9 protein-coding genes, 1 other RNA gene and 1 CRISPR repeat array are annotated in these 15,294 nt (G+C 37.0%); of the genes, 4 read left to right on the top strand and 6 right to left on the bottom strand.

What is annotated here, in order from left to right; genetic code table 11:
• Nucleotides 1-49: 49 nt before the first annotated feature.
• Nucleotides 50-853 carry an MOSC domain-containing protein gene (locus QS62_RS02670; protein WP_066105530.1) on the bottom strand — a complete coding sequence of 268 codons (804 nt, stop codon included), beginning with the start codon at nt 851-853 and terminating at the stop codon, nt 50-52.
• A 377-nt stretch (nt 854-1,230) separates the two neighbouring features.
• Between QS62_RS02670 and QS62_RS02665 the strand changes: the two genes are divergently transcribed.
• Nucleotides 1,231-1,569, top strand: coding sequence for a P-II family nitrogen regulator (locus QS62_RS02665; RefSeq protein WP_066105527.1), 339 nt, complete (start codon nt 1,231-1,233; stop codon nt 1,567-1,569).
• 45 nt (nt 1,570-1,614) lie between these two features.
• On the top strand, nt 1,615-2,907 hold the full coding sequence (locus tag QS62_RS02660) for an ammonium transporter (RefSeq protein ID WP_066105522.1): 1,293 nt from the start codon (nt 1,615-1,617) through the stop codon (nt 2,905-2,907).
• 262 nt (nt 2,908-3,169) lie between these two features.
• Nucleotides 3,170-4,277: a CRISPR direct-repeat array (repeat unit 28 nt; unit sequence GTTTACTGCCGCATAGGCAGCTTAGAAA).
• Nucleotides 4,278-4,376: 99 nt separating this feature from the next.
• Here QS62_RS02660 and prc read toward each other — a convergent pair.
• Complete coding sequence (gene prc / locus QS62_RS02655; RefSeq protein WP_066105518.1) at nt 4,377-6,380, bottom strand: carboxy terminal-processing peptidase; 2,004 nt, start codon at nt 6,378-6,380, stop codon at nt 4,377-4,379.
• A 112-nt stretch (nt 6,381-6,492) separates the two neighbouring features.
• A complete protein-coding gene (proQ, locus tag QS62_RS02650; protein WP_082966116.1) occupies nt 6,493-7,158 on the bottom strand; it encodes an RNA chaperone ProQ in 666 nt (221 codons plus the stop codon).
• 213 nt (nt 7,159-7,371) lie between these two features.
• Here proQ and QS62_RS02645 point away from each other — a divergent pair, with 213 nt between their 5' ends.
• Together QS62_RS02645 and QS62_RS02640 are read left to right on the top strand one after the other, a co-directional pair.
• A complete protein-coding gene (locus QS62_RS02645) occupies nt 7,372-8,604 on the top strand; it encodes a paraquat-inducible protein A (RefSeq protein WP_066105515.1) in 1,233 nt (410 codons plus the stop codon).
• Nucleotides 8,588-11,242, top strand: coding sequence for a PqiB family protein (locus QS62_RS02640; protein ID WP_066105511.1), 2,655 nt, complete (start codon nt 8,588-8,590; stop codon nt 11,240-11,242). The genes QS62_RS02645 and QS62_RS02640 overlap by 17 nt, the downstream gene beginning before the upstream one ends.
• Before the next feature lie 115 nt (nt 11,243-11,357).
• Here the strand turns inward: QS62_RS02640 and ffs are convergent.
• The 3 genes from ffs to QS62_RS02625 form a co-directional block, all read right to left on the bottom strand.
• Nucleotides 11,358-11,455: signal recognition particle sRNA small type (gene ffs, locus QS62_RS02635), an RNA gene on the bottom strand.
• A 113-nt stretch (nt 11,456-11,568) separates the two neighbouring features.
• Nucleotides 11,569-13,494: an ABC transporter ATP-binding protein gene (locus QS62_RS02630; protein WP_066105508.1), complete on the bottom strand. Its 1,926-nt coding sequence runs from the start codon at nt 13,492-13,494 to the stop codon at nt 11,569-11,571.
• Between the two features lie 130 nt (nt 13,495-13,624).
• Nucleotides 13,625-15,070, bottom strand: coding sequence for a surface lipoprotein assembly modifier (locus QS62_RS02625; protein WP_066105506.1), 1,446 nt, complete (start codon nt 15,068-15,070; stop codon nt 13,625-13,627).
• Nucleotides 15,071-15,294: the final 224 nt, after the last annotated feature.

The raw sequence follows: 15,294 nt of genomic DNA, 5'->3' as shown, positions 1-15,294 counted from the left end.
GATAGGGATATCCCTATCTTATGCTCTTAACAAATCATTTACAAACACTTTATTCCTTTTTGTACTGTAAAACTTCTACTTTATCACCAACACGAATAACACCACTATTTAGTGGAATTAAATTGATACCAAATAACGGTTCTCCTTCCTCACTCTTGTGAATTTTTTTCAAGGTACGGAAAGGTTCACATTTTGCTTCTAATTCTGCCGTTGCTAAATTTCTCGTTGTTAAAATACAACGAGCACATAATTTGGCGTTCAAAAATTCTACGCTACCAATCTTAATGGTATGCCAATTTTCTTCCGCAAACGCCGTTTCTCCAGTAACAATTAAGTTACTACGAAATTGATCAATCGTAATGGGCACAGGGCAAGCTTGCTGCACTGCAGTAAAAGAACTTTCGCTCACTAGCAATAATGGATAACCATCTGCAAATGACACACTATGTTCTGGAAAACGTTTAATAAAACGCTGATCTCGTTCGCCTAACCAACGTAACATTACTTCCGTTTGTAATTTTTCACTAAACCATTGGTTAATATGCTCTGGTGCCACATAAGAAGGGAAATGATTTCCCCATACCTCACACTCTTGCTGTTCGGAAAAATCTTGATAACGAATTACTATCTCACTACCATCTTGATGACGAACTATTATCCCTTGCGCAATTGGATAAGCTGAAAAACGGTATAACTCACCATATTTTCGCGCTGTAATAAATGTACCAGCGGGATCGGTCAGCATAAATTCTCGATCAAAACTAAGCCCATGCAGTTGTACATAACTTTGTAACGTAAAACAAGGTTGAATTGATTTGATTGGATAAAATGCAATTTTAGTCAAACTATTCATAGAAATTCCTCTTCTTTTTATCGCCAAAATAATGTACCTCATCCACGTCTTAATGAGAACTTGTTTATCATAAAATTTTCTGCTCTCACACAACCTAATTAGAGAAAATCTAATAAAAAAACAAAAATTAAAAATTTTTTATAAAAAAACTAAAAAAACCTTTGACAACATTTAATTTAAAGTTTTATTATCTAAACACAATTTAATACAAAGGTTAATTTAATAAACATTCAACACATTAAAGGCTATTTTGTTAGATAAAATTCTATTTAATAGCAAAATTGATAGAAAAAATTCAAAACAAAATACATGAAATGTCGAGAGTGTTTATCAAAACCTAATAATTCAAACTCATTAGCTCTTTACAGGAGGTTTATATGAAACTTATCAGCGCAATTATCCAACCATTTCGTCTGGATGAAGTTCGCGAAGCATTAACAGATATTGGTATTCATGGTATCACCGTTACTGAAGTAAAAGGTTTTGGTCGTCAAAAAGGACATACTGAAATCTATCGTGGTAGTGAATACTCTGTTGATTTCTTACCAAAAATTCAAATTGATATCGCTGTAAGTGATGAAAATGTTGATAGCGTAGTAGAAACAATTATTGAAGCGTCACAAACAGGACGCGTCGGCGATGGCAAAATTTTTGTTTTACCACTAGAACAAGTTATTCGTATCCGTACTCGTGAAACGGGCGATGATGCACTTTAATTTATTTTAATAATAGAAACACAACACGACTTAGGGGAAGTAAAAATGAAACGATACCATTGGTTAATGGCTTTACTGCCAATGACAGCACACGCTGATCTTTCGGACTGGGTACAACCTACATCAGTCATTAGTGCAGGTGATACCGCATGGGTTATGCTGGCTGCAATTTTAGTCTTATTTATGACAATTCCAGGATTAGCACTCTTTTATGCTGGTATGGTACGTAAGAAAAATATTCTCGCAACAATGGTACAAAGTTTTGCCATCTGCTGCTTAGTTGCGGTGATTTGGATCGTTTGCGGTTACAGTTTAGCATTTACACCAAACAATCCATTTATTGGTGGCTTAGATCGTCTGTTCTTAAGTGGTTTAAATGTCTTTACTGAACAAGAAAAATTAACCGTATATCCAGGCGCAGGTTCAATTCCAGAATCAGCATTTATGGTGTTCCAAATGGCTTTTGCAATTATTGCTGGTGCAATTATTACTGGTGCATTTGCAGAAAGAATTAAATTTGGTGCGGTATTAGTTTTCGTCGGTATTTGGACATTACTCGTTTATGTACCAACAGCCCACTGGGTTTGGAGTATCGGTGGTTGGTTAGCAGAAGATGGCGTTTTAGACTATGCTGGTGGTACAGTTATTCATATCAATGCAGGTGTCGCAGGTCTTTGTGCAGCACTCTTTATTGGTAAACGTATTGGCTATGGTAAAGATGCAATGCCTCCATACAACCTTGCTTTAACCTTAATTGGTTGTGCGATGCTTTGGATTGGTTGGTTTGGTTTCAACGCAGGTTCTGCTCTTGCTGCCGATAGCCGCGCGGGGATGGCATTAGCTACCACACAAATCGCTGCCGCAGTAGCTGCATTAACTTGGATGGTATGTGAAGTTCTTAGCAAACATAAACCATCAGCATTAGGTTTAGCTTCTGGTGCTGTAGCAGGATTGGTTGGTATTACTCCAGCAGCAGGTTTTGTTTCACCACAAAGTGCCGTATGGATTGGTGTAATTACTAGCGCAGTATGCTTTATTGCAGTCACTAAAATTAAATATAAATTGGGTTATGATGATTCACTTGATGCCTTTGGTATCCATGGTATTGGCGGTATCGCTGGTGCAGTATTAACAGGTGTATTCGTATCAACAGATATTACTGGCGGTGGAGCAAGTGTACTTGCCCAAGTAGAAAGTGTTGTAATTACTTTAGTTTATAGTAGTGTGATGTCTTTCTTAATCCTATGGGTAATGAGTAAATTCACTGATATTAGAGTCTCATCTGATGAGGAACGCCAAGGTCTTGACTTAATCTCTCATGGTGAACGTCTAGAATAATCAGGAATATTAAATAATTTAATTAAGCATAGTAGTTGTTATTGACAATCTTTCTGCACCGTAAAAGTTGGCTTCAACTGGAAGGTGCAGTTTTTTTATTCTTAATAAGTAATCTCTCTTCCTTATCAATTACCCTTATTTTTTCCCTTGATATAACCAATTGATTTTCCATTAATTTTATTAGTTTGACAGAAAAAGGGTTAACAACTAAATTTTTACTGTGATCCTTGTTATTTAAGGGATTACGGTAATTTATGGTCTAGTTTACTGCCGCATAGGCAGCTTAGAAATTTGAAAGTTGGAGCTTTATTTATGGAAATGGGTTTACTGCCGCATAGGCAGCTTAGAAATTACTGCCGTATAGGTAGTTCACATTTCTTTAGTTTACTGCCGCATAGGCAGCTTAGAAAAATAAAGATAGCCAAACTGACATAAACCTATAGTTTACTGCCGCATAGGCAGCTTAGAAAAATTTGTAGAACCAGAAGCGCCTTCTGCTACAGTTTACTGCCGCATAGGCAGCTTAGAAATGTATTTTTTGACTTGTAATAGAAACCAGCACGTTTACTGCCGCATAGGCAGCTTAGAAATGATTTTCAGCTCTTCTATGGTAAAAGTAACAGTTTACTGCCGCATAGGCAGCTTAGAAATTTTGTCAATCCAGATAATATAGATTTATCTAGTTTACTGCCGCATAGGCAGCTTAGAAATGATACCAACCCTGATTTAAAACACGGTATTTGTTTACTGCCGCATAGGCAGCTTAGAAAACGGCGGAACAAATCTTGTTCATTTATAATAAGTTTACTGCCGCATAGGCAGCTTAGAAATTCAGGTAATTTTTCAATAACAAATCCTCGGAGTTTACTGCCGCATAGGCAGCTTAGAAAAAGTTATCTTATCTTTAGTGGATAATGATGGTGTTTACTGCCGCATAGGCAGCTTAGAAAATTTCATCTGATCGCTAGATAATTCTGTTTCTGTTTACTGCCGCATAGGCAGCTTAGAAATTTTACCGGATCAAACACTTTTTCACGACGTGGTTTACTGCCGCATAGGCAGCTTAGAAAGCGTTCGTTTGTGAGCTACGTGATGATGTATGGTTTACTGCCGCATAGGCAGCTTAGAAATATTTCTGAATATGAAAATTTACCACATGATCGTTTACTGCCGCATAGGCAGCTTAGAAAGCGTTATATGGTCGATAAGATGGTGGATTACCGTTTACTGCCGCATAGGCAGCTTAGAAAATTTCGGGCAGCGTAAGTCAAGAGGATTTAAAGTTTACTGCCGCATAGGCAGCTTAGAAAGGGGTCTCCTTTAGGTCCTTGAGAGCCAGTTTGTTTACTGCCGCATAGGCAGCTTAAAAACAGTATTGTATATGAAATTGATATATTTTGAGGTTTGATTCCACCAAATTGTATTATCGCCTCCACTTAGGAGGCGATTTTTAACAGATAAAATTAGATTTATTTATCAGATAACATATCTGCTGCCATATGTTCTACTTCTTTCAACACAAAATCTGGCGCTTCATAATCTTTCGGTAAGTCATCTAATTTCTTCAATGGTTTCTTACCTTCACGTTTAAATCTAGCATTCAAATCTTTCAAACGTTTTGCATCATCTTTATCATTTTCAGCTTTTCTTTCATCTAAATTTAATGATAAGAATTTACGCTCATTACGTTGATCACGTGTTGCAATATCTTGATTTAATACAATAAATTCTGGATCGTTAGCAACACGTTCTTGATGACGCGTTGTTAAAGTTTTAATTATTGAAGATAAATCGCTCACTTTCTTATAAGAAGCTTCTGGAATTTTATCCCATACTAAAGCATTATCTTCTTTACTTTCACCATATTCAGACTCATCAATCAATTCCGCGATCTTAATATCCGGCGCGACACCTTTTAATTGTGTACTACCACCATTAATACGATAGAATTTTTGAATGGTATATTGAATTGCTCCCAATGGAGTTGGATCAGTATCATAAATAAAGTTTAATGGGCGACTTTGTTGTACGGTTCCTTTACCAAAGGTATTTTGCCCAACAATAATTGCTCGACCATAATCTTGCATTGCCGCAGAGAAAATTTCTGATGCTGAAGCACTAAAACGATCCACCACCACAATCATTGGGCCATTATATAATTCTTGTGGATCAAGATCTTCATGCACACGAATACGATTAAATGCATCACGCACTTGTACTACTGGACCATCAGTAATAAATAAACCACTTAAATTAACAACTTCTGGTAATGAACCACCACCGTTATTACGCAAATCAATAACTAATGCGTCGGCTTTTTTCTCTTTCATTTCATTTAATAATTTAACTACATCTGCAGTTAAGCCATTATAGAAACTAGGAATTGTGATAACAGCAATATTCTTGTCATCAACTTTTTCCACTTTTAATTTCGCTGCACGATCTTCAATTCTTACTTTATCGCGTACTAAAGTGATAATTTTGGTTTTTCCGCCTTTCGCTGGTTCAATTTCAAGACGTACTGTGGTACCTTTTTTACCTTTGATTTTCTCTACAACATCATCAAGACGCCAGCCAACCACATCTTCAATTTCGCCTTTATTACCTTGTCCAACACCAACAATTTTATCGCCAGCTTTAATTTTCTTACTTTTATCTGCTGGTGCACCTGGAACTAATGATTTGATAATAGTTTCATCATCTTCAGATTGTAAGGTTGCCCCAATACCTTCCAATGATAAATTCATATCCTCTTGGAAACTTTTCGCATTACGTGGTGAAAGATAACTTGTATGCGGATCTAACTCTCTTGCAAAAGAGTTTAAGAATAATTGGGTAACATCGTCTGCTTTGGTTTGGGTAAGACGTTTAATTGCCAAATTATAACGTTTAACCAATTTCTTCTTGATCTGTGGCCAAGATTTACCTTGTAAACGCATTGAAATGATGTCGTTTTTCACCCGTTCTTTCCAAAGTTTATCAGCTTCTTCCTCAGTTTTTGGAAACGGTGCTTTACTACGATCAATCTCAATTTGATCTTTTTCTTTTAAATTCGGCTCTTTATCTAATAAAGAAAGTGCATAGCTGTAACGTTGATAACGGCGCTCTTGTAATAATTTATACATATCAAACGCCGCCAATAAATCGCCCGCGACTAAATCATCATCAAAATGTTTTGCATATTTAGCACGTAATTCATCAATATCTGATTGCAGAAAAGTATTATGGCTGTAATCAAGAAAATTGACATAGCGATTAAAGATCTTTTCTGACATCGCATCATCAAGCGTAAACTTTTTATAATGTGATTGGATTAATCTGGCCGTAACGCGTTTTGCCTCAATCGAATTTGCTTCCGTTGCTGTCGGCAGGACAATCTTATCCGCATTAATATCCGGTTTAACTGCCCATGCAGGTACATTAGTAAATAGATAGCCGATGATAATACTCTGTGCAATTCTCTTGAACTTCATTCGTGTCCAATCCTCTTAAATTCTATAAACTTATCAATCAATTTGAACTTATGTTAGAAACATGAAGCAGGATTATCACCTGCTTCAGTTATTGATCATTTATCAACAATTATTAAAGTTGAAATACACGATCTTCCGTTATCGTTAACACTAAACCTTGTGCCAATTCAACACGTACACTATCTTTGCTCACTGCCAATACAGTCGCAATTTGTGTCTTTTCTCCTACTTTAATTTTCACTTGTTGTGTTTCCTGCAAAGTAGATAAATCCACTGGCACTAACGCTGGTTTACGTCTTACCGCTCCCTTATTGTGTGGGTTTTTCTTATAATTTGGCTTACGCGGCTTTTGCTCTTTATCTTTTGCTTGCTTCGCTCTTTGCTCTGCTGTTTTAGCAAATTTTTTCGCCTTACTTTCTTGTAAGCGTTGCTCTGCGTGAGCAATATGTTGTAACTCTACTTCACCACAAGGATTGCCATCTAAATCAATACGCTTCGCACCTGGTTTATAGCCATGTAAATAACGCCAACCTGCAGTATATTGACGAAGTGCACGACGTAATTGACTGTTAGAAACCGTTTCATCATCTTTTAATCTTTCAGCAAGATCTTGGAAAATACCAATTTTTAATGGTTTTGCTTCACCTTGAGTAGAAAAGCAGAGTGGAAATTTTTCGGCTAAATATGCAATAACTTGATTGTTTTCTTGGAATTTGTTTTTTGTAGCGGTTTCAGCATTGGCTTGCTGTTCATTTTTGTTTTCTGTTTCTAACGACATAGTCCTACTCGTAATTGTCTAAAATGGTCTAAAATCAGACTTACCAACTTGTATCAATTTGCTGCATTGCTGCTTTATTAAGCAAAATTGACGCCTATTTGAAATTCAAATCGATGAGATTATTTTACTTGTATATTCTCTCTTTATTTATATACTTGTTCAACAACTTTATTGGCTTATTTAAACTAATAGTGTCACTCAAGCAAAATTTCAATGTTAATTAAGCGATTCTCCTCAATTTCTGCGACGGAACGTGCAATTTGTTGTGATGTTTGTGATCACGCAATGTTATTACCATCATTACAAAAAAATCAAAAAGCAAACTGTCCACACTGTCACCATACTGTGCGGGTTGGCAATTTGTGGAGTTTAAAACGCTGTTCGATTTTAGCATTATCTATTCTAATTTTAATGCCATTCGCCTTCTCTTTTCCGTTGTTAAATATCCAACTCTTAGGTACACCAATTTATGCTTCCATTTGGAGCGGTGTCTGGAAAATGGCAACTGAAGGCTATCCTTACACTGCTTTTTTGGTGTTATTCTGCGCGATTGTGATGCCCATTGCTTTTGTGGTCATTATTATTTTATTACAGATCTGTTATCTGTTTAAAATCAACGCCAAAATGCTTTTATTATCATTAAATTACATCAAATCTTGGGTAATGTTAGATGTTTATCTTGTATCACTTGGTGTTGCAGCATTTAAAGTCAGAGAATATGCCAGTATCTCTTTTACACTCTATTTATTACCCTTTGTTTTAGTCACTTTTCTGACTATTTTGCTATTTACAAAGACTTCACCTAAACAATTTTGGGATAAATTTTATCCCTATCCAACTTCACCAGATGCTCATCTACGTTATTGTAAAACTTGTGGGTTGAGTTTCCCTGCTGAGCAAGCTATTGGTCACTTTTGCCCGCGCTGTCACGCTGATACTTCAGTAGATACCAATTTAATTTTACAACGCACATGGAGTACATTAATTGCTGGGGCGATTATGCTCATTCCAGCAAATTTATTGCCAATTTCTGTCGTTTATGTCAATGGTGCACCAAGCGCAGATACGCTAATGTCCGGTGTTATTGCATTTATGCAAATGGGCAATTACAGCATTGCTGCAATTGTTTTTATTGCTAGTATTTTTGTTCCTGTTTCTAAAATTTTAATTATGCTGTACTTACTCGGCTGTGTGCATTTTGGCTATGGGAAAAACATTCACCTACAAATGAAATTATTTGAAATTGTCCATTTTGTCGGGCGTTGGTCAATGCTCGATCTATTCGTTCTCTCACTAATGATGTCTTTAGTTACACGTGGACAAATTATCAGCTTTTCAGTAGGCCCAGCCGCTATTTATTTTGGTTTAGCCGTATTTTTAACTATGATTTCTGCGGAAGTCTTTGATACTCGTTTACTTTGGAAAAATTATGAAACACATAAATAACGCAAATACTTCAACACCTGCCAAAATCTCCGCTATTAAGCGGATTTCTCCTTTCTGGTTATTACCTTTTATTGCCTTTTGTGTCGGTGTTGTGTTGTTTTATCAATTACACAAAGAACAAGGCGAACAGATCACTATTTATTTCTCTGAAGGTTCAGGGTTAGTTGCTGAAAAAACGCCAATTCGTTATCAAGGATTACAGATTGGTTTAGTTAAGAAAGTCAATTTCACTGCTGATATGAAATCTGTACAAGTAACCGCCAATATCTATCCTGAAGCGGTTTCAGTATTAAAAGAAGATACCAAATTCTGGATCGTACAACCGACTGCAACTTTAGCTGGTGTATCTGGTTTAGACGCATTAGTTTCCGGAAACTATATTACCCTTGCACCGGGAAAAAGTGATGAAACTGAAGATACCTTTATTGCCGAAGAAGAAGGACCGATTGCAGAGTTGAACGAAGGTGATTTATTAATCCATTTAATTGCTGATGACCTCGGTTCAATCGAATTAGGGTCAAGTATTTTCTTCCGCAAAGTCCCTGTTGGTAAAGTGAATAACTATAATTTTACTGATGATAAGAAAGTGGCTATTGATCTAATTATTGATAAACAATATGCCAAATTTGTGAAGCAAGACAGCCGTTTCTGGAATATCAGCGGTATTAAGGTAGATGCTAGTCTAAACGGCATTTCAATCAATATGGACAGCGTGCGCGCGATTGTGCAAGGTGCTATCGCCTTTGATTCTCCAGATGATAGCCCTGAAGCAAAAAGTGATAGTACATTTTCACTATACTCTTCTATCAAAGCAGCAAAACGCGGTTTAAATGTCGATATTACTCTGCCTCATGATACATTTGGCTTAAGAGAGAACGAAACGCCAGTCTATTTTCGTGATATCCAAGTCGGTGTATTAAGTGAAATTAATTATAATGATGATGACGAAACAACTGTCCACAGCAGCAAGACTATGCAAGCAAAATTATTAGTCGATCCTAGTATCAAAAATAATTTAAAGACAGGCTCAAAGATTGTGTTAAGAGATCGCCCATCATTAGCAGAAGTCAATAATCTTGCTCAATTTCTACAAGGTAAGTATTTTGAAATTGTCGAAGGCAGTGGAAAACCAACACTCTCATTTAATGTGATTAAACAATCTGAACTTTTACTGCAACAACCGGGAGTGTTAATTCTTACCCTCACTGCACCACAAACTTATAATATTGAAGAAGGGCAACCTATTGTTTACAACGGATTAAAAATTGGTGAGGTTGTTTCACGCAAAGTAGATATTAAGCAAGCCTCTTTCCAAGTAGTTATTCTTGCTGCCTATCGTCACTTAATTAATGCCGAAACACTCTTTGTTGCTGCAAGTAATTTTAACTTAAACCTTAGCAGCGACGGCGTACAATTAAACGTTGATTCACCACGCAAATGGCTGCAAGGTGGAATTAGCGTATTACTGCAATCTAATAAACATAGTGCACCATTAAACGAGTATCCTTTATATGAAAATAATAGCAATGCGTTAGCCGGTATCACTTCTAATGAAATCAAGCCAACCATTGTATTAACCACACAAGAGTTACCAGATATTAGTGAGAACTCTTTGGTGTTATATCGCCGTTTACCCGTAGGAAAAATTTTAAGTATCACACCAACAAAACAAGGTTTTGCTGTTGGCGTCTTTATTAATCAACAATATCGTTATCTCTTTAATAAACAAAGCCGTTTCTGGGCGGAAAGTGCAGTGCAAGTTGATGTTTCATTGCAAGGAGTGGATATCAAAGCCTCGCCCCTTTCTCGTATCTTAAAAGGCGCGATCAGTTTTGATAATGTTGCGCACAATGGTGAACAAACGATTTTATATCCAGATAAAATTTCTGCCTTTTCCGCAGGACAAGAAATCCAATTAGTTGCTAATGACGCAACGAATCTTGCTGTCGGTATGCCATTACGCTATTTAGGCGTGACTATTGGCTCAATCCAAAAAATTTCATTAGATGACAAAAAACAACAAGTGATTGCTAAGGCATTGATTACTGGAGATTATTTCGCTCAACTCACTAAACAAGGCAGTAAATTTGCTCTCATCACACCACAAATTTCAGCTAGCGGCGTAGAAAACTTAGATGCGTTATTGAAACCTTATATTGAAGTAAGCTTCGGACAAGGGGCGTTACAAACACGCTTTAAACTGACACAAAGTAATGAAAATAACAAATATAGTAATGGCTTCCCATTAGTGTTAGAAACAGAAAGCGCTGCTTCATTATCAATCGGCGCGCCTGTGCTCTATCGTGGTATTCAAGTAGGTGAAATCAGTAATATTCAATTAAATACCACTGCGGATCGGGTTTTTGTGGATATTACGCTTGGACAACAATATCGTCATCTCGTCCGTCAAAATAGTGAATTCTGGCTTGCTTCCGGCTATTCATTAGATGTTGGCTGGAGCGGAGTTAATCTACAAACAGGTACTGCACAACAGTTACTCAAAGGTGGCATTGCTTTCTCAACACCATCAGGAAAAGTGGTCCAACCAACCGCAAAACCTTATCAACATTTCTTATTGCAAACAAAGAAACCAGCAGAAAGCCAGCAATGGAACCAAGGCAGCGCACCAACTGAATAATTCTGTTTAAATAAAATTTCCTCTTTGATCAGTTAAACTGATGAAAGGGGATTTTTTATACTTATGTAATTAGTTGCTTGATAATTTAAGTGTAGGTGAGAAATTTAGGGTGGAGTCCTTTCCAGCTGAATCTCGGCACACAAAGTTCTAACTTGGGCTGCTTTCTTCCGAACCTGACCCGCTGAGCTAGAGTTTGTTGCGAGGAACCGAAAAGGCCTCCATTGAAGATGTCGAAAAGACGAGGCGCATTATCTGATAAATAGTGGTGAAATGCAAGTTCGTCTAGCGTTATTGCTTATTCATTCAACATTTAACCACAATTAACGTTAAGCGTTAGCGATTTCTTCCAATTCTGCCCAACGAGTTAAGGCATCATCGAGTGCTTGTTCCTGTTCCGCTAATTGCTGCAATTTTGCACTTGTTACTTCATTTGACTGAGTAAAGAAATCTGGGTGATTAATTTCTTGCTGCAATTGCTGAATTTGTTGCTCCAATTGTTCTAACAATTCGGGCATTTTGGCTAATTCTTGTTGTTCTTTATACGAAAGTTTTACTTTACGCACTTTATTAGCTCGAAACTCTTGTTTCTTATCTGTTTTTGGTTCTTCTACTTCAGGTTTGCTTGGCTTAGTTTCAACTTGTTTTTGCGCTAACACATTTGCCTGTTGCTGCTTCGCATCGTGGTAGCCGCCAACATATTTATTCAATACCCCATCACCTTCAAAGATAAAACATTCTGTTGCCGTATTATCAATAAATTGACGATCATGGCTTACGATAATGACTGTACCAGCATACTCTGTTAATAACTCTTCCAATAATTCTAAAGTTTCTACATCTAAATCATTGGTCGGTTCGTCCAAAATTAATAAGTTATTCGGTTTCAACAATAATTTTGCCAACAACAAACGATTTTTTTCACCACCTGAAAGCGCTTTTACCGGCGTCATTGCTCGTTTCGGTGGGAATAAGAAATCTTGTAAATAGCCTAATACATGGCGTTTTACTCCATTGACCTCTACATCTTGTTTACCGTCAGCGACATTATCCATCACTGTTTTTTCTGGATCTAACATCGAACGATATTGATCAAAATAGGCCACTTCTAATTTGGTACCTGTATGTACTCGCCCTGAAGTCGGCTGTAATTCACCTAATAGCAATTTAATAAAGGTCGTTTTACCGCAACCATTTGGGCCAATTAAAGCAATTTTATCGCCGCGCAAAATAGTAGTTGAAAAGTCTTTTAATAAAACTTTATCGCCAATTTGATAATTTAAGTTTTCAATTTCAAAGACAATCTTACCGGAGCGCACTGCATTATCGACTTGGATATTGGCTTTACCCATTACATCTCGACGCTGACGACGCTCCTCACGCATCGCTTTCAACGCACGCACACGCCCTTCATTACGGGTACGTCTAGCTTCAATTCCCTTACGAATCCAAACTTCTTCCTGCGCTAAACGTTTATCAAACAATTCATTTTGCAACGCTTCCACACGCAAATTCTCTTCTTTCTCCAGTAAATATTGATCATAATTTCCCGGATAAGAAACCAACTTACCACGATCGAGATCGATAATACGAGTTGCCATACGACGAATAAAAGCACGATCATGTGAAATAAACACAATGCTGCCTTTAAATTCAAGCAATAGATTTTCCAACCAACTGATAGTATCCACATCAAGGTGGTTAGTTGGTTCATCTAATAATAGGAGATCTGGCTCACTCACTAATGCTCGTGCCAACGCGGCTTTACGCTGCCAACCGCCTGACAATTCAGATAACGCTGTATCAGGGTTTAAACCTAATCTTGCCAATACTTCTTGAATACGAGTTTCAAAACGCCAACCATTTAAATGTTCTAATTGCGCTTGAATTTCAGATAAACGCGTTAACGTTTTCTCTTGGTAATCTTGGGTAAGTTGTAATGATAATTGGTGGTACTCTTTTAATAATTGCGCTAAATCTTTAATTCCTTCCGCAACATAATCAAATACAGTGCCCTCAATATGACGCGGCGGATCCTGTTCTAAACGAGCAATAATCCGATCTTTTTCTACAATTAATTGCCCATCGTCCATACCTGCTTCACCGGCAAGAATTTTTAATAATGTTGATTTTCCTGCACCATTACGTCCAACTAAACAGACTCGCTCGCCAGGTTCAATCGTCATATTGGCATGGTCTAATAATGGGTGATCACTAAAAGAGAGATATGCATCAGAAAGGGTTAAGATTGCCATATTTTTCCTATTATCAAGTTACAACTTTTTTCGGGCGCTTATTGTAGCAAAAATTTGTCTATTTCCCATTTACCAGGTAAAAAAATCCTCACCAACTGGTGAGGATTTATCACACTCTTAATGCAAGTAATCAAAACGTTTTTTCAAATACCAGATTCACATTTTTATCCGTATAAGAGTACATTGACGGAATATTACTACCTTGTTTCTTCCACGAAAATTTGACTTTTGGGGTAATGCCCCAAAAATGCCAATCACGCTTCCATAGCATCAAATTCGCTTGATAAATTTTATCTGCACGAACTTTACCTAATGGCAATATATTCGCTAAAACAGCTTGATCCTTATAATCTCGTTTTGTAAACGCTACACTTAAACGAGAAGAAATCCCTTGATACCACTCTTGTCCCCAACCTAATCTTAAGGTTTTCGCATCATGGCTATATTGTTTCACTGCGGTTTTCTCACGATAAAAATCAGTGCCAAAATAGAAATATTGCTGTGGTGTGCGCAACCATAACACCGTCATTGAAGCCAATTGATTATGACCGTTCAATGCTTCACTAGTGAAATAATGCTGTTTAGCATATTCCAACGCTGTTGAAAGCTGCCAATTTGTTGATAACCAACGGTTCCATTCGCCACGAACACCATTTGACCATTGGTAACGTTTATCACCAATCCAACGACGCTCATAAAACGGCAGCAAACGCCAAGTCTGCTCTGCACTTTTATGTGTATAACCTACATAAGTACGATTTAATACATCATTATAGTCACGATTATCCCAATAAAATTTGCCCAAAAGATTATTTTCTAGCGACAAATAATGTGCACCAAATAAATTAATATCTTTTGATAAATTAAATGAGTAAGCGACGCCATGTGCTGATTGCGGCAGCATTTGCTCTGCTTTTATAAAACCAGTATTTTCAATTTCTCGTGTAGAAGAGGTGTTATTCACATTATGATCTTGTAAATAATTCACCGAAAAATTGATTTTCCAGCTGGAACGCTGTTCAAGCGCAGTTAAAAAACGATCAATCAGTGATTTTATTGGTGCTGGCATATTCTCAGCTGTTTTCGCTTTGTTAAATTGATCTTCTGCCGCACTATTTTGTTGATCCTTAAACAAAGTAATTGCTAAAGCAATTCGTACCGGGTTGAGCTGCGGATTGATTGCTAAAATTTGGCGAAATTTATTGATCGCCTCAGCATATTGCTGTTGTGCATCAGCTAAAGTTCCTTCTGCAAACAGCACTAAAATTTCGTCTTTGTTAGAAAAAGTCTGATAAATCGGCAAAACTTTTGCAATTACCGCATAATTTCTTTGTAAAATCGCCTGATTTAAAATTTTTCCAGCTAATTGCGGATTGTGTTGAAGATCAGCTATTGCAATTTTAATCGTCTTTTCAGTGCTATGTTCAATAACTGGTGACTGCGTTGGTGCTTCTGGTTTAGCAACAACAGCCACATCTTCTATTTCAGGTGGAGTGTGCAATACTCCAGCTTGTGCCAATGTATCAATTGGAATCAACGTAAATGGTAAAAGGGCTGTAAGTAATCTTTTTTTCATTAGTGTTTATTAAAATTTATAATCAAGAAAGCCCATTAATTATAATGGGCTCAGTTTATTGACAAAGTCAATTATAAAACTTTGAGCTAAATTATTTCTTATCTAACCTTTAGGTTTCGCCCTAAAGGGCGACTTCATTTTCTTTGCTTGTGCAAAGAAAACGAAGCAAAAGAAAGCACACCCTCGCACTCTTGCTAATCCTCATTCCAATAAGATTTTCCGGG

It is taken from the genome of Gallibacterium salpingitidis, from assembly GCF_001678495.1.
Taxonomy (GTDB): domain Bacteria; phylum Pseudomonadota; class Gammaproteobacteria; order Enterobacterales; family Pasteurellaceae; genus Gallibacterium; species Gallibacterium salpingitidis.
This window is presented reverse-complemented; position numbering and strand designations above follow the sequence as displayed.

Coding starts and splice junctions, on each gene's coding strand:
- prc (WP_066105518.1), bottom strand. CDS start 6,380: ATGAAGTTCAAGAGAATTGCACAGAGTATTATCATCGGCTATCTATTT.
- QS62_RS02670 (WP_066105530.1), bottom strand. CDS start 853: ATGAATAGTTTGACTAAAATTGCATTTTATCCAATCAAATCAATTCAA.
- QS62_RS02660 (WP_066105522.1), top strand. CDS start 1,615: ATGAAACGATACCATTGGTTAATGGCTTTACTGCCAATGACAGCACAC.
- QS62_RS02645 (WP_066105515.1), top strand. CDS start 7,372: ATGTTAATTAAGCGATTCTCCTCAATTTCTGCGACGGAACGTGCAATT.
- proQ (WP_082966116.1), bottom strand. CDS start 7,158: ATGTCGTTAGAAACAGAAAACAAAAATGAACAGCAAGCCAATGCTGAA.
- QS62_RS02630 (WP_066105508.1), bottom strand. CDS start 13,494: ATGGCAATCTTAACCCTTTCTGATGCATATCTCTCTTTTAGTGATCAC.
- QS62_RS02665 (WP_066105527.1), top strand. CDS start 1,231: ATGAAACTTATCAGCGCAATTATCCAACCATTTCGTCTGGATGAAGTT.
- QS62_RS02640 (WP_066105511.1), top strand. CDS start 8,588: ATGAAACACATAAATAACGCAAATACTTCAACACCTGCCAAAATCTCC.
- QS62_RS02625 (WP_066105506.1), bottom strand. CDS start 15,070: ATGAAAAAAAGATTACTTACAGCCCTTTTACCATTTACGTTGATTCCA.